Annotated in this window: 15 protein-coding genes and 1 pseudogene; 10 read left to right on the forward strand and 6 right to left on the reverse strand. The window is 47.2% G+C overall.

Translation table 11 applies throughout. The features are described from left to right. Window positions 1–25 precede the first annotated feature (25 nt). The 4 genes from AC6I5B_RS16735 to AC6I5B_RS16750 are packed head-to-tail and all read left to right on the forward strand — an operon-like array spanning window position 26 to window position 5,117. Window positions 26–3,589 carry a YodL domain-containing protein gene (locus AC6I5B_RS16735; protein WP_002569179.1) on the forward strand — a complete coding sequence of 1,188 codons (3,564 nt, stop codon included), beginning with the start codon at window positions 26–28 and terminating at the stop codon, window positions 3,587–3,589. Window positions 3,590–3,592: 3 nt separating this feature from the next. Beyond that, window positions 3,593–4,546 (forward strand): hypothetical protein, encoded by a 954-nt coding sequence (locus AC6I5B_RS16740; RefSeq protein ID WP_002569180.1) that lies wholly within the window; start codon window positions 3,593–3,595, stop codon window positions 4,544–4,546. Continuing rightward, window positions 4,543–4,755, forward strand: a complete 213-nt coding sequence (locus AC6I5B_RS16745) for a transposon-transfer assisting family protein (RefSeq protein ID WP_004607965.1) — start codon at window positions 4,543–4,545, stop codon at window positions 4,753–4,755. The genes AC6I5B_RS16740 and AC6I5B_RS16745 overlap by 4 nt, the downstream gene beginning before the upstream one ends. Next, entirely contained in the window at window positions 4,752–5,117 is a 366-nt protein-coding gene (locus AC6I5B_RS16750) for a cysteine-rich VLP domain-containing protein (protein ID WP_002569182.1), read from the forward strand. The genes AC6I5B_RS16745 and AC6I5B_RS16750 overlap by 4 nt, the downstream gene beginning before the upstream one ends. 177 nt (window positions 5,118–5,294) lie before the next feature. Here AC6I5B_RS16750 and AC6I5B_RS16755 read toward each other — a convergent pair whose 3' ends face one another. The 4 genes from AC6I5B_RS16755 to AC6I5B_RS16770 form a co-directional block, all read right to left on the reverse strand. Continuing rightward, a complete protein-coding gene (locus AC6I5B_RS16755; protein ID WP_002569183.1) occupies window positions 5,295–5,546 on the reverse strand; it encodes a helix-turn-helix domain-containing protein in 252 nt (83 codons plus the stop codon). A gap of 63 nt (window positions 5,547–5,609) precedes the next feature. Next, window positions 5,610–6,956 carry a relaxase/mobilization nuclease domain-containing protein gene (locus AC6I5B_RS16760; RefSeq protein WP_002569184.1) on the reverse strand — a complete coding sequence of 449 codons (1,347 nt, stop codon included), beginning with the start codon at window positions 6,954–6,956 and terminating at the stop codon, window positions 5,610–5,612. Further along, complete coding sequence (locus AC6I5B_RS16765) at window positions 6,917–7,246, reverse strand: plasmid mobilization protein (protein ID WP_002569185.1); 330 nt, start codon at window positions 7,244–7,246, stop codon at window positions 6,917–6,919. Before AC6I5B_RS16765 ends, AC6I5B_RS16760 begins: the two co-directional genes overlap by 40 nt. Before the next feature lie 267 nt (window positions 7,247–7,513). Continuing rightward, window positions 7,514–7,867 (reverse strand): helix-turn-helix transcriptional regulator, encoded by a 354-nt coding sequence (locus AC6I5B_RS16770; protein ID WP_002569186.1) that lies wholly within the window; start codon window positions 7,865–7,867, stop codon window positions 7,514–7,516. Between the two features lie 384 nt (window positions 7,868–8,251). Here AC6I5B_RS16770 and AC6I5B_RS16775 point away from each other — a divergent pair, with 384 nt between their 5' ends. From AC6I5B_RS16775 to AC6I5B_RS16800, 6 genes are all read left to right on the forward strand, one after another. Beyond that, window positions 8,252–8,431, forward strand: coding sequence for a cysteine-rich KTR domain-containing protein (locus AC6I5B_RS16775; RefSeq protein ID WP_002588768.1), 180 nt, complete (start codon window positions 8,252–8,254; stop codon window positions 8,429–8,431). 23 nt (window positions 8,432–8,454) lie between these two features. After that, window positions 8,455–9,444 (forward strand): 23S rRNA (adenine(2503)-C(2))-methyltransferase RlmN, encoded by a 990-nt coding sequence (gene rlmN, locus AC6I5B_RS16780; protein ID WP_497773466.1) that lies wholly within the window; start codon window positions 8,455–8,457, stop codon window positions 9,442–9,444. Window positions 9,445–9,981: 537 nt separating this feature from the next. Continuing rightward, window positions 9,982–10,422 (forward strand): RNA polymerase sigma factor, encoded by a 441-nt coding sequence (locus AC6I5B_RS16785; RefSeq protein ID WP_002569188.1) that lies wholly within the window; start codon window positions 9,982–9,984, stop codon window positions 10,420–10,422. Then, complete coding sequence (locus AC6I5B_RS16790) at window positions 10,403–10,663, forward strand: helix-turn-helix domain-containing protein (RefSeq protein WP_002569189.1); 261 nt, start codon at window positions 10,403–10,405, stop codon at window positions 10,661–10,663. Before AC6I5B_RS16785 ends, AC6I5B_RS16790 begins: the two co-directional genes overlap by 20 nt. A gap of 417 nt (window positions 10,664–11,080) precedes the next feature. Continuing rightward, on the forward strand, window positions 11,081–11,308 hold the full coding sequence (locus AC6I5B_RS16795; protein WP_004613661.1) for a TnpW family protein: 228 nt from the start codon (window positions 11,081–11,083) through the stop codon (window positions 11,306–11,308). Between the two features lie 100 nt (window positions 11,309–11,408). After that, window positions 11,409–13,085, forward strand: a complete 1,677-nt coding sequence (locus tag AC6I5B_RS16800) for a recombinase family protein (RefSeq protein WP_002569190.1) — start codon at window positions 11,409–11,411, stop codon at window positions 13,083–13,085. Between the two features lie 63 nt (window positions 13,086–13,148). Here AC6I5B_RS16800 and AC6I5B_RS16805 read toward each other — a convergent pair. After that, window positions 13,149–13,331, reverse strand: a pseudogene (locus tag AC6I5B_RS16805) (recombinase family protein); the annotation flags it as partial. A 179-nt stretch (window positions 13,332–13,510) separates the two neighbouring features. Continuing rightward, a complete protein-coding gene (ltrA, locus tag AC6I5B_RS16810; protein ID WP_062807359.1) occupies window positions 13,511–15,358 on the reverse strand; it encodes a group II intron reverse transcriptase/maturase in 1,848 nt (615 codons plus the stop codon). Between the last annotated feature and the right edge of the window lie 689 nt (window positions 15,359–16,047).

Raw genomic sequence — 16,047 nt, forward strand, 5'->3', positions numbered from 1 at the left:
CGCCATTTCAGAAAGGAGCGAATGAATGGAAAAGAAAAAAGGTTACTCCATGTTTGAGCGTGACAAGTTAGACCCGGCTGACAGTATGCGGATAGAGCGAAATATTTATTTTGAGGAACAGACCGCTGACCTTTCCGGGCTTACCGCCCTGCCCTTAGAACAGTTACAGGCATTGCGGGAAGAATACGCGGCGGCTGAACAGGCAGCTTTTGAAGCCTTGCAAGAACAGGCGGCGGCATGGGACGAACAGGCGGGAAAGACCCTTGCCATTGACAAAGCCATTGAGTATGTGAGGACACCCGAAGCTACGCATACCGCGAACCAGTGGGAAGCTACGGACTACGGGAAGCACATCAGCAACCGCGTCTACCAAATGCGCTACCACATATCCGAGAATACCCGGTATGACAGGGAAAAAGAGAAATCCATTCCCTATTCGTGGACGCTTTCATGGAGTATTTACACCAACAGCCCCCACAATTACGGACAGGCAAAAATCGCCGGACAGGAAAGGAAAGTCTTTGCAGACAAGGCAGCTATGGAAAAATATCTGAATGGGCGTATCAAAGCCTATCAGCATTTATTCACCGAGGTATCGCCGCCTATCCCGCCAGAGTATGCAGAGCATTTCAAAGTAAACGGGCAGCTTTTACCGGGCTATGCTATCGAGGGCGAGGAACGGGCGCAGCCTACCGCTGAAAAAGCAGCCCCCACCACAGCAGAGCCGCCACAGGACACCGAACAGAGAAAGGAGCGTGAAACCATAAACGAGCAGTTTTCAATTCTTATCGACAGCCGCAGCCGCTTTGAAACAGGCAAACCGGGCGGCGTGTGGCTTCCCATGCCGACCACAACAGAGCAGCTTCATGCGGCTATGGAAAGCGTCGGCATTACCGCAGACAATCCGCAGGATTTTTTCATCAACGGGTATTCTTCTACGGAGGACTGCCCCTTTGACTTGCCGCTTTCCGTTATCCAAAGCGCAAGCATGGACGAGCTGAATTATTTTGGAAAACTTCTGGAAATGCAGAGTGACGGGGACAAGGATAAATTTGCGGCGGCGGTTACACATGGCGAGTATGCCGGAAGCATGAAAGACCTTATCAACCTTGCACAAAACCTTGACTGTTACTGGCTCTATCCCACTGTCCGCAGCGAAGAAGATTACGGTTATTATCTTATCGACGAACTGGACGAGCTGGAGCTTCCCGAAGAAGCAAAGAAATATTTCAAGTATGAAGAATACGGGCGGGACGCAGTTAGCAAGGATAAGGGGCAGTTTACCGAACAGGGCTATATCTATAACAATCAGAACACCTTTACCGAATGGTATCGGGGAACGGAAAACGAGATACCCAAAGAATACCGCGTTATGAGCTTCCCACAGCCGGAACGCGGCGGACAGGACAAGACCTTTATGGACGCAGCCGCCACAGAGCAGACCGCCCGAACCGCCGCAGAGCAGCCACAGGAGCCGCACCCGGTTATCCCTATCGTGCTGACAGCCGGGAAGCCCGCCGAGAAATTAAAAGAGATTACCGACCGTCTGGAACAGGGCATTACGGAACTCTTTGACAGCGAGCGTTACAAGGAATATCTGAAAGTCATGTCAAAATTCCATAATTACAGCTTCCGAAACACCGTCCTTATCGCCATGCAGAAGCCGGACGCTTCCCTTTTGGCGGGCTTTTCCGCTTGGAAGAACAACTTTGAGCGAAATGTGATGAGAGGGCAAAAGGGAATTAAAATCATTGCCCCGTCGCCCTATAAAATCAAACAGGAAATGCAGAAAATCGACCCGCACACGCAGAAGCCCATAATCGGCAAGGACGGAAAGCCCGTCACCGAGGAAAAGGAAATCACCATACCCGCCTACAAGGTGGTATCCGTCTTTGACGTTTCCCAGACCGAGGGAAAGGAACTGCCGGACATTGCCGTTGACGAACTGACAGGCGACGTTGACCGCTATAAGGACTTTTTCGCAGCCCTTGAAAAGACTTCCCCCGTTCCTATCGCCTTTGAGAATATCGAGGGCGGCTCTCATGGCTACTACCACTTGGAGGACAAGCGCATTGCTATCAACGAGGGCATGAGCGAATTACAGACCTTAAAGACCGCCATTCACGAAATCGCCCATGCGAAGCTGCACGACATTGACCTCAACGCGCCAAAGGACGAGCAACCCCGCGTTGACCGCCGCACCCGCGAAGTCGAAGCGGAAAGCGTCGCCTATACCGTCTGCCAACATTACGGGCTTGACACGTCGGACTATTCTTTCGGCTATGTCGCCGGGTGGAGCAGCGGGCGGGAGCTGTCCGAGCTGAAAAGCTCCCTTGAAACGATACGCAGCGCAGCCGCCGAGATTATCAATTCCATAGACGCGAATTTTGCGGAGCTGCAAAAGGCACAGGACAAGGAGCAGACCGCCGGACAGGAGCAGCCCACCAGAGAGGGACAAGAAGCCGCGCCACAGCCGGAAGCCCCGAAAAAAGCAGATACAGCCGGGAAAGAAAAGCCGGAAGCAGCCCCGAAAGAAGCCTTTACCCCGGAAACGATTTACAGAGTGCGCCGGAACCCTTACAGCGACAGCCGGGAAAACAGCCACCTCTTGCAAGCCTATGTGACACAGGAGAACGGGCGGGCGAAAATGGGCGACGTGCTTTATACGGGAACGCCGGAGAAATGCCGCGAGCTTATGGGGCAGCTCAAAAGCGGCGAGCTGACCGAGGGCGACGTAAAGCAGCTTTACGCAAAGGCACAGGAAACGGCGCAGACCACCGGACAGGACAAGGACACCTTTTCCATTTACCAGATAAAGGGCGGGGACGAAACAAGGGACTTCCGCTTTGAGCCTTACGACCGCCTGCAGGCGGCGGGAAATGTGGTTGATAAAGCGAACTATGAGCTTGTCTATTCCGCGCCCCTTGCGCCGGAAACTTCCCTTGAAGATATTTATACCCGCTTCAATATCGACCACCCAAAAGATTTTAAGGGACACAGCCTTTCCGTTTCGGACGTGGTAGTGCTTCATCAGAACGGACAGGACACCGCGCATTACGTTGACAGCGTAGGCTTCCGGCAAGTGCCGGAGTTTTTACAGGAGCAGAAGCAGCTTACCCCGGACGAGCTGACAACGGGCGAAACAATCCAGACACCGAGGGGGACTTTCCATGTGACCGCCATGAGCCGGGAGCAGATAGAAGCCGCCGGATATGGCTTTCACCACCAGTCGGACGACGGAAAGTATCTGATTATGGGGAACGGGACGCGGGCGTTTGCTGTTGCCGCAGAGCAGCCGGAAAAGGCAAACCCCTTGAAGCATATCGAGGACACCGTAGAGCAGAACGACAACAACTTTGACGGTATCATCAACAACACCCCTACCGTTGACGAACTGGAAGCAAAGGTTAAGGCGGGAGAAACAATTTCCCTTGTTGACCTGGCTAACGCGGTCAAAGCCGACAAAGAGCGCGGCAAGGAAGCGAAGCCGGAAAAGAAGCCCTCTATCCGGGCGCAGCTTAGGGCTGACAAGGAAAAGGCGCAGAAGAAAAACGCAAAGCAGAAATTACAGGATTTGGAAAGGAGCTGACCCATGCCGAAACAGAGTAAATTTGAGAACGTGGATTTGTTCGCTTCCCTCAATGCGGTTATGAAGCAGAACACAGGCTTTTACCAGAGCGACTTGGAGATTGACAAGGAGATTATCGCAAAGGCGGCGGCAAGCCCCCGCAAGGAGGACAAGACCCTTTTGTGGTTCTGCCGCCCGTCCGGGACGCATTGCTTCCGGGAGCGCGACGTTTTCCTCAAAGACACCGCGCCCCACAACACATGGCGTTTCTACATGGAGCAGACGAGCGACCGCGTCCTTGCCTATGCAATCGAGCTAACGGGGACGGAGCGCGGGAAAATCAAGGGCAATCTGTACGAACTGGACTACGCTAAACATTATGAGCGCGTCAAGGAAAAGGAGCTGCCCGCCGATACGGTGAAGCTGATTTATGAGCATGGGGAACGGGAGATACCCGCCGGACAGTTTTTCAACGGCAATCCCGATTATGAGCTTGGAAAGTTTGAACGCTTTGAAGCCGTACCCAACGACCCGGACGCGCTGCAATCGCTCTTACAGGAAGAACGGCGCAGCCGGGAGCAGCTTCCGCCGGGGGATTTCAAGGCGCATATCGCCGCATTGCGGGACGGGCTGATTGAAACGGAAGCGCGGCGCATTGTACGGGAAATGAAGCGGCACGACACGCCGAACAGCCCCAACAAGACCCATTTCATGGTAGAGCTTTCCCCGGCGTTCATGCAGCTTGCAGCCACAAAGGACACTGACCGCCTTTTCTCCATGCTGCCCTACAAGACCCTTGCCTTTTCCAAAATCGAGGGCAGACATGGGACGTATGCGCTGATTGACAAGGGGGAGAACCGGGACAGGAAGATAAGGAAGCCCCGCCCCTCTATCCGGGCGCAGCTTAAAGCAGACAAGGCAAAGACCGCCCCGAAAAAGGCGGCGGCAAAAACAAAAAATCACGATATGGAGGTATGAGCATGATTAGACTGACTGTTGAAGAAACAAACCTTTTGAGCATTTACAACGAGGGCGGCAAGCGGGCTTTGATTGAGAATGTCAACGCCGCGCTGCCCTACATGGACGCGGATATGCGGGAGCTTGCAAAGCGCACCCTTTCCAAAGTGGACGCTTTGACCGAAGCGGAATTTGCAGAGCTTCCCATTTACGCCGCTGATGAAGTATGAACGGGGTTAAGCGGCTGACGCCGCCCCAGAGCCGGAAAGTCAACGCCCTTGTGCGCCGGACGTGCTGCAATTATGATAACGGGAACTGTATCTTACTGGACGACGGGGACGAGTGCGTTTGTCCGCAGCTCATTTCCTATTCGCTTCTCTGCAAGTGGTTCCGGGCTGCGGTGCTTCCCGCCGACAGGCTACTCTATGCGGAGCTTTACCAGACAGGGGACAAGAAGAAGTGTACCGAGTGCGGCGCGTTCTTTGCGTCAACCTCTAACAGTGTCAAATACTGCCCCGTCTGCCGGAAGCGTATCACCCGCAGACAAGCTGCCGAGCGCATGAGGAAAAGACGCACCCCTGTTACGCAGTAGGTGCGGAAAATCCCTTGATTTACAGGGCTTTCCGGGCGTGAAAATCGGATAGGCGATACTTTATACCTTTACCCCCGAAAATGGCGTTCTACTGCGTAACATTCACGAAAACAGCACCCATAAAAAGACAGGGCGCGGAAGTCATATACTGGCTTCCGCGCCCTGTTCTTTTTTTGCCTATCTGACATTTCCCTTTTCCATTTCTTCAAGCGGGAACTGCGGGAGGGCTTCTATCAGCTTCTTTGTGATAGACTGGCGCATATCTTCGTTGATTTCCTGTTTCGTGCTTCCGTCTGGCTGTCTGACCGCTACCGTCGATAGCCTGTCGATTTCGTCCTTGTAGCAATCCACGACTTTCTCCACCGCCCATTTCTCCCCGGCAACGGCGGCGCGTATGGTTTCATATTCCGGCATTTTCTGGTTTTCCATGCTCAACGCTCCTCTGCTTTTTGATAGCCCTATCATAGCACAGCGGCGGGGATTTTGCTATCCTTATCCGCGTTCTGTTTCCTTTTCCCGTTCCGGCTGTCTGTCTGCCTGTAAAATGCTGTCAATGTTCTGCTTGATAATATCATATTCCCGGACTTTCTTTTTCAATTTTCCATAGTCGGCGTAAAGGGCTTCTTTCTGCGCTTGGAGGGCTTCATACTCCGATTGCAGCGCGGCGAGGTTCGGGAGCTTCGCAATGCCCGCCGCTTTCAGTGACCTTACGGCGGCTTCATGGAGGATAATTGCCTGTTCCTGTCCGGCGCGGTACTTCTCCCTGTTCCTTGCCTTGCGGTATGCGTCATAGACAGGCTTTGTCTTTTGATAGGTGGAAACATTCTTGATAAGCACCGCCATTTCCGCAAGCCGCTTTTCGGCGTTCTTCAATGCGTCTGCCGCCTGTCCGCTTTCCGCTGCCATTTCCTCAATCCGGCTGACTAAATCCGCGTACTGCTCAATCTTATGTTCCGTCAAGAAATTCATTGTTTTAGCTGCCTGTTTCAGATTGTGGATTTTCGCCCACTGTTCATAGCCCTTACTCTGCGCTGCCTTGATACTGTTCTCAATGTCGATAAGCAGCGACACGCCGCGCTGCTCTCTGGGAGCTTTCGCCACCTTTGTCCGTCTGCCCGCTATCCGTTCCCTTACGGCTTCCTCTGTATAGTCTGCGCCGAGGGTTTTAAGGCGGGTGAAGCGTTCCTGTCCGGGGGCGCGGCATGATACATATTTCCCCGGCTTTATCTCATAGCCCGCCGCCTGTAACCGCGTTAGCAATTCCTCAAAACTGGAAACTTGGGGGATAAGCGCGTCAACAGTGGTTTTCAGCTTGCCTTTCCAACTTGTACCCGTCTTTTCTGCCTGGTACTCCGCATAGCTCTTTCCCTTGCTGCCCTTGCCGGGGACGACAACGGACAAGCCATTTTCCCGGCACAGCTTGTCGCTCATGTTCCGTATGCCGTAATAGCTCCTTTTGTTGGAATTGTATTTATGGTGGTCTACAAAGTTCACCGCGCAAAAAATGATATGGTTATGGACGTGTCCTTTGTCAATGTGCGTCGTGAGTACATACTCATGCTGCCCCTTTGTTACCGCGTCGGCAAGCTGCTTTCCGATTTCATGGGCTTTCTGATAATCGACTTCCCCCGGCTCAAAGGACTGTATCAGATGAAAGGCTAAATTGTTCCCCTTTTGGAGTGCTTGCGACAGGGTATATTCAAACTCAATATCTGCCGTTTCATAGGAGCAACCGAAAGAGGACACAAGCATTTTCCCGTCCGTCTTGTCCGGGTTTTCGATATAGTCAAGGGCTTTGCTTAGAGTGCTTTTAATAGGCTTAATCTTTGTAACCGCCATATCTCCGCAAGCACCCCCTTTATTTCCTCTATGTCCTCTTGGTATGCGTTCCCCGTCGCGTTTACGCGGCGTGCTATCTGGTTGACGTTGACACCGATTTTCTGTATCTCTGCGGTCATAGCCTTTATATCGGCGTGGTCTATCTGAATGATATACCCGTCAATGGCAATCTTCCGCAGATACGCCGCCATGTTCCGGGTGGGTACGAGCTTCATTTTTTCCAGTATTAAATCCCGTTCCGCTTCCGTCACTCTGAATTTGATTTGCACTGTCCTTTTGCGTCCGTCCATGTGTTCGCTCCTTTCCTTTCCGTTCCGAGGGTTTGGGACACTTCCCAACAAGCAATTTTCAACCGACGCGCCGCAGCGCGGGAGGGCGAAAATACGGAAGTGGTACCCGCTTCCTATGCTTGCTACGAATGTTTTTATCCTTTAGGCTCTTATCACCTACTACGGAGAAAAAGCGATTTTGCCAAACTTACGCAAAAGAAAAACGCTGCAACCTCAAAAAAGATTACAACGCTTTCTAAATCCTGTTCAGTTTTAAGTCGGACATTCCTATTCGCCCTCTTTTTCGACTTCGGAAATCTCCTTTGCCGTTGCGGTTACAATCCGTATGCCTGTATCGCTCATACCGTCAAGAAGCGCGTCAAGCTGCCGCCGCTGCGTGTTCTTCTCCGGCGGCGTTTCTAAAAGGAATTGGTCTACGGATATATGGTAACGCTGTATCAGCTCAAAGAATATCTGTAAACTTGGGTGCTGCCCCTTGTTCTCAATGTTCGCAAGGTAGCGCGGCGAGATAAACATTTCGTCGCCTACTTTCTTGCGGCTCTCCTTGCATCCCTCACGCGCTGCCTTTATCGCTGCCCCAAAAGCCTTAAAGTCGTATCGTGGTACTGGTCTTTTTGCCATAGTTATTCACCCTATTACATTTTACTGTTCCCCTTTCTTCTTGGATATGTCTACGTAGTTCTATCAGTTAGCCAAAATAATTCATATATATATATGTTGACAACAAGCTGCTTTTGTATATAATATTATATAAAAGGGGGGGAATGTTTATGTTACATAGCATGCGTATTCGATAAGCATTGAAATCAAAAAAGATTTTTCCCATTTTCAATATGGGCTTTTTTGTCATGCTTATTTTGCGTATGCTATACAACAAAACTAACGACGTATAGACATAGTATAAAAACTATGCCTTAATTTTGTTGTAGTATTATATGTATAAATGCAGGTCAATGCTCATGTTGAGAATTGACCTGCATTTTTTTGCGCAAAAGGAGAAATATTATGCTTGAAAAATATTGGATAAAATGTCCAATTTGTAACGGAAAGACGAGGGTTCAAGTATTTTATAATACGGTATTAAGAAATTTTCCTCTTTTCTGCCCTAAATGTAAATTAACGCATATCGTTGATGTTGAAAAACTAGAAATCATAATCAAAAACTCTGAAAAACAAACTTTTTAATTTTGAAAAGGAAGGATATTTAAATGAAACACTTACCTAAAAGTACACCTACGGAAATATTGAATGACCCATACGGATTTACTTACAAAGAAATGTCGGAAGTAATTGGAGAGGATAAAGCAAGAGCCTTATATACGGAATTGTATAAACAGCCATTTCACAAAGAAAATCTATCAATATCAACAAAAAAAGTCTATAAAAGTAGCGATACTGAAAAGTATGTTTATGAATTGAAAGATAACAGGTATATTGAAACGGTTTTTATTAAACGGCGAGATGGTGGGACTGTTTGCGTAAGTACGCAAGTTGGTTGTTCTGTTGGCTGTATTTTTTGTGAGTCCGGACGCAATGGTTTTGTTCGTAATCTAACACCGTCTGAAATTGTGCAGCAGGTTGTATTGATACGTCAAAAAGTAAATCGTATCGTTTTTATGGGAATGGGAGAACCTTTATTCAATTACGACAACTTGATTGCAGCAATCCATATTCTTCGAGATAGAAATGGACTTAACTTTCCAACCGACGGCATTACCGTATCAACAGTTGGTCCAGTTAATCAATTAAAAAAATTGCGCGAAGAACATCTAAAAATTCAGTTGACAATATCTTTACATGCAGCAACACAGGCTGCGAGAAACTGTATCATTCCTCATATGCACATGTACGCTATTGAAGATGTTGTTAAGCAAGCATTGTCCTATTCTCAAAGGCATAATCGAAAAGTGGTATTTGCGTATTTGCTTTTACCAGGTATAAATGACCGTTCCTCAGATATAAGGCAACTTGCAAAATGGTTTAAGGGCAAAAATGTTATGATTAACGTGCTGCAATACAACCCGACGAGTAATTCAAAAATTAGAGCACCACAAAAACAAGAAATGGTTGCGTTCAAACATCGATTAGAGCAAACAGGACTTGAAGTTACCATGAGAGTTTCTCATGGTAGAGAGATTAAAGCAGCTTGTGGACAGTTAGCTAATACATATAATAAAGCCAAAAAACAACAGAAATAATTTAATTAAAAGAGCCAGACGCACAGACGCAGAGCCGATAATATGCAGTTTGAAATACTGCTGTTATCGGCTCTTTTTTGATTTTAATTTGTGCCCCTAATAACCATATTGGAGCAAAATCAGAACTGTTGCTTGTCGTTCTTTGATTTCCGCAGCAGCTTTGAAAAATCAAAGCCGCCGTTTCTTTTTATCTTCTAATGAAATGACGCGGTATCACTGTTGAAATCGGCGGCTAAAGGAGGTAGCCGCCATGAAGCAAAAAGCATATCGACAAAATCCGACAGTTATTGACTTATCAAAAAAAGCCCGCCCACCACCGGGGGAAACTACGCTTATATATATGAACTGTCTAATCATCTGGATACTGCTTACAATGCCTATGCGCCCGTCCGGGCTTTTCGGACGGGCGCATTTTGTACGTTCAAAAAATTTTTGAAGAAATTTCAAAAAATCTTCGGCGTTTTTGAAAAACGCCGTATTGCCCCGCGAAAAGGGGGGAAGCACCACCAACTTTCCAACGAGAAAGGAGGTGAGAATGTGGAACCTAATAGCAGGGAGTTTTACAAACAGTGTGCTTTTCAGAAGTTTTGTAATACGGTATTGCACAATGAAGCTTGCGACACCCATAGAGAACTTCGCAGACACAAGGCAAAGGAAGTGACCTTTTCCGACATGACCTTAGACGAAGCGCGGCAGCTTCATACGTTTGATGAATATTTCAAACGTGAAGCCGCCGAAACCGTCTTTGAGAAAGCCGGGAAGAAAATCACGCCAAAGCTGCTTCTTGAAGCAATCCGTACTTTGCCGGAAGAAAAGCGCAAAGCCATATTGCTGTATTACTTCGAGGGAATGAACGATACCGAGATTGCGGAGCTGTTCAACACGTCGAGAAGCACGATACAGTACAGGCGGACAAGCTCTTTTGAGAAATTAAGAAAATATCTGGAGGAAAATGCTGATGAATGGGACGAATGGTAACGAACCCGGCTACCCGGAAAATGCCCTTGTTCCTTATCCTGTCATTGTGGCAGCGACAAAGGGCGACCCGGACGCCATGAAGATTGTCTTGCAGCATTTCAGCGGCTACATAGCCCGCCTCTCCATGCGGAAGCTGTACGACGAGCGCGGGAACGTCTATTTTGGCGTAGACCACGACATTCGGGAACGGCTGCAAGCAAAACTGATGATGGCTGTCCTCACCTTTAAGGCAGAGGAATAAACCGCAGCGGCGGCGGGACGCTTTCTCTCTCCCCCTTTTCCGTTCCGCTGCTGACGCGGCAGCAAAGCCATTCTGAACCTTGACAAAGAAAGCGGCGCAAGATAACGGCGGCGCAGCATAGGGCAAATCGGATACGTTCCTTTTGCGCCGAGCCATACGGCGGGTGCGCCATGACGCTATCCGGGTGAGGTTATCCCCGCCCGGACAGCCGAGCGACCAACACCGCGCCGGAAAGCAAGTGTAGCGGCTTGCGGGCGACGACACGCAGAATATACAATGATACTTCCTTACAGCCACAGTCCGAGCGTTAAGAGCGTCGCAGGCAATGGGTAGGGCGGCATGAGAACCATGCCGGGGTGAAATTCCCATGAGGTTATGCTAATAACCGTCCGATTAAAGCCTTTGTTTTATTGAATAGTGGACTTGCTGCTATTCATAGACTATATTATATGTTTGCGAAAGAAAGGGGGATTTTCTTTGACGCAAAACCAAACGCCCGTTACCACAACGGAGCATAAAATAGGAAAAGTTACTTACCTTGTATGTTCGTCCGCAAGTGAACGCGCAACGGACACACTGGATAAAAAGATAAAAAAACTCATTCGCAAAGACATGGAACTGAACCCCGCAAACGCCCGGAAATAGGGCGTTTCTTCACATTTTATACATGACACAGGCAGCGGTATGTGGTATAATATAGACAGTACAAATACCATGCTTGTCTGTCGTCGGAAAGGAGGACAAAATGTTACAGACAGACAAGATTACCGCTTTATATTGCAGATTGAGCCAGGAAGATATGCAAGCCGGGGAAAGCGAGAGCATACAGAACCAAAAACTGATTTTACAAAAGTATGCTGACGAACACCACTTTTTCAACACGCGCTTTTTCGTAGACGACGGATTTTCCGGCGTGAGCTTTGAGCGTGAGGGGCTTCAAGCCATGCTGCATGAGGTTGAAGCCGGGAACGTGGCGACCGTCATAACAAAAGACCTTTCCCGTCTGGGACGTAATTATCTGAAAACCGGGGAGCTGATAGAGATTGTCTTTCCCGAATATGAAGTGCGCTACATTGCCATTAACGACGGTGTAGACACAGCAAGGGAAGATAACGAGTTTACCCCTCTGCGGAACTGGTTCAACGAGTTTTACGCCCGCGACACCTCAAAGAAAATCCGGGCTGTCAAACAGGCAAAGGCGCAGAAAGGCGAGCGCGTCAACGGCGAAGCTCCTTACGGCTACCTTATCGACCCGGATAACCGCAATCATCTGATACCCGACCCGGAAACGGCGCACGTCGTAAAACAGATTTTTGCAATGTATGTACGGGGCGACCGTATGTGTGAAATCCAGAACTGGCTGCGGGACAATGAAATACTGACCGTCGGGGAACTGCGCTACCGCAGGACAGGGAGCAAACGCCACCCCCGCCCACAGCTCAACGCATGGTACAACTGGCCGGATAAGACGCTGTACGACATTCTGACAAGGAAAGAATATTTAGGGCATACCATAACCGGGAAAACCTACAAGGTATCTTATAAGTCGAAAAAGACGAAAAAGAACCCGGAGGAAAAAAGGTATTTCTTCCCCAACACTCACGAACCTTTGATTGATGAAGAAACCTTTGAACTTGCACAGAAGCGGATTGCCACCCGGCAACGCCCGACAAAGGTTGATGAAATTGACCTGTTTTCCGGGCTGCTCTTTTGCGGGGACTGCGGCTACAAAATGTATGCAGTACGCGGAGCCGGGACGCTTGAACGGAAACACGCCTACACTTGCGGCAACTACCGCAACCGGGCAAGAAATGATATGCTCTGCACTACGCATTATATCCGCAAAAGCGTATTGAAAGAACTTGTCCTTGCAGACTTGCAGCGAGTAACGTCTTATGTGAAAGAGCATGAACAGGAGTTTATCGAAACAGCCAACGAGTGCAGCGCAAAGGCAGTACAAAAGACGCTGACACAGCAGCGGAAAGAGCTTGACAAGGCGCAGAACCGTATTAACGAGCTGAACATCTTATTCCGCAAGCTCTACGAGGACAACGCTTTAGGGAAACTTTCAGATGAACAATTTGCTTTTCTGACTTCCGGCTATGATGAAGAAAAAAAGACGCTGACCCGGAGGATTGCGGAGCTGTCACAGGAAATCGACAACGCCACCGAGCGCAGCGCGGACGTAAAAAGGTTTGTCGCACTGGTACGCAGATACACAGCGATTGAAGAACTGACCTACGAAAACGTCCATGAATTTATTGACCGTATTCTTATTCACGAACTGGATAAGGAAACGAACACCCGCAAAATCGAAATCTTTTATAGCTTTGTCGGCAGAGTTGATACAGGTGACAAGCCTACCGAAAGTATCTCCTATTTCAGACAGATAGGAGCCGACGTAAAGAGTTATGCTATCTAACATACATCAAAAAGAGGTAAGATAACACCCTCTGCAAAAAAGGTATCGTTATCTTACCTCAACAAAATTCGTGCCTGAGTAGCCATCGTCATAGAAATGGCGGATATTTCTCAGTCCCTTTTGTCGGGCATATTCTTCGAGATACTTTTTCTGATTTAGGATGGAGTTCGATTCGCCAGCCTGTTCATCGTCTCTGGATAATCGCTCGTATAGAGCTGTGATTTTGATTTCTTCTTTCTTTGCCACGGTTTTGCCTCCCTTCTGTATGTAATTAGCGTTGATAAAACGCTACCTTTTTCTATCTTGGTATATTGTATAGCGATAGGTAAGGCTTTGAAGTAATCTCCACCTTTTCCCCCGCTCTACACCGTACATGATGCTTTCGCATCATACGGCGTGCCATCATACTCAAGTAAATTTATAAGTTATCTTTTCTTAATTGGTAGTAATCCATAATTTTCACGCAATCGGTTGAATCTCCGTCTTTGCTTGTCGTCCATATTGAATCTCTTCATTATTCTGATAGTTTCTGAAATATCCTCTGTCATAACAGCTCGCCATATTTCCTCTGAAATAAATGCGATATTAGTATGCTTGTCTGTACCACCTTCACCTACTGGAATTTTCCTTATACATTTCATTTGATGTACATTCAGCCTATTTCCCATGACATAGCAGTTCCCCTGTTGCACGAGGTATGCAGAAATACTATTATCATTAAATTCAATGCTTTCATTAGGATTCCTATACTTCATCACATTTCGTAATTCCTGTGTTTCTACACATTGGACAGATTTATGAATCTTTTCTCTTCCTTTTGCTGTATAGCTGGTAATATCTTGTGAGAAATTTATAGGATGTTTGTGATGAACTCCTGTAAGTGGCAGTAGTGGCATTTTGCCTACTGTTATAATTTTGGTTTCTTTCTTGATTCCTACAGTTTTCTGTTGAAATTCATAGGGCGTTTCCGCAAACGGAATTGTACTTCCAATACATGATAATCTGGTTCTAAAGGTTGGTAAGAGAGCGTAATTAACATCCGTTAGATTGTTATATATGTTGGTAGCAATACAGTAATAATTCTGTATCCCTATCACTGCCATGTTATAGGCATTGATTCTACCAACAGTTGTGTGTTTCCTTATATTAATCACTTTTGCCTTTAATTCAGCAGTAATCTTTTTGATGGCTTTATCGCTCATATCAGTTTTAGCAATGTATCCATATCTGGTCTTGCCTTTTGGCAGGACTTTAATTTTGAATCCCAGAAAATCAGAAGAGTTCTTTCGGAGATTAACAACTTTGGACTTCTCCGGACTAATGTCGAGTTTTAATCTTGACTTTAAAAAGTCTATTGTCGCATGATAATATCTTTGTGCATCAGTATAACTTCTGCACATAATTTTAAAATCATCAGCGTAACGCACCACATACCCATCTTTTAGATTTGTATATTTTCGTGCATAACTCAACCAGCCCTTACTTCCTTTCATGTTGCCTTTCTTCACTCCATTTGGTGTAAAAGTCTCCCACTGGCTACTTACCCACCAATCAAGTTCATTCAGCACAATGAGCGAAAGTAGCGGACTAATCAGCCCACCTTGCGGTGTACCCTTGTCCGGTATTCCTTCTCCTTCAATTTCTGATTTTAATATTTTGCTAATGATACATAGCAATCGTTTATCTCGTATACCTAATGTCCATATCTGTTTTAGCAGCTTTCCGTGGTTTACATTATCAAAGAAGCCCTTGATGTCCACATCCACACAATAATAATGTTTATACATATTTACCATGCTGACAACTCTGCTGACCGCATGGTGGGCATCTCTATTTTGCCGGAATCCATATGAGTGATTATGAAACTTAGGTTCACAAATCGGCTCTAACACCTGTAGGATACACTGTTGTATCAATCTATCCCAGATACATGGAATCCCTAACGGACGCTTTTTATCGCTTCCGGGCTTAGGAATAAAGACCCTCCTGACTGATTGCGGATGATAATCTGCTAATTGTTTTCTGACAGTTTCAATTACTTCCCTGTCCGATAGACCTTTGATATCCTCGATTGTTTTACCATCTGTACCAGCGGTTTTACTTCCGCTATTGGTTTTTAGGTTTCGGTATGCCAGGCAAATATTCTGCTCTGAACCGATAATTTCTAATAACTTATAAAAGTTGTTACCATTTTTGCTCTGCTGATACAACTCATCGAATGCTTTCTGCATATCGTAATATTCGTTGTACCGGAGCTTAGCTTTCTTTTGTATGGTCTGTAACCTCCTATCTGGGAGTTATTACATCTCTTAGTCTTACTCGAACCCATACCATTTGTAACTTATTTACTCTAATATATGACTAGTGGCTATCCCTCCACCGCTTGTTATCACGGTTTCATCGGTACTATGCCACCGCTTTCACTGACATTATCTCCCTTATATCATCGCTAATCTCACGATGACTTTCCCGTTCGATACGTTTCATAGACAGTAAAATCTCCACGCTGTCAGCTTACGACGTTCCGAATGCGTTATCTGTTCCTATATACCCGTAGGTTCCCATCTCTGAGCCTGCTACCACATCAATGCCTGTAACATTGCACGGATTTTCATAAAGGCAGAAGTCTTACTCACCCGCAGTAGCAACACTAGTTGTGTTACTAAGCATTTATACTTAGTCCCGATATAGACCCGTACATTCGAGGGTTCGTCAGTGGATTATGTAACATCCACCATTCTAACCATAGGTATTTTATAGACTCCCGGCATATAGGATACACCATCCACCTCTGGACAGCTTTCGTCAACTACTATTGTTACGGTATCTCTCTGCCGACTTCACCGGGCTTCTGACATTTCAATGTTTACTCATTTCCATGCCAGCCGGAGTATTAGAGTAGCCTTTCAGGGCGTTACCCCTTCATTCGACTATTCACGCATTCAGTTCTCCAACTCGAACT

It is taken from the genome of Faecalimonas nexilis (assembly GCF_059731825.1).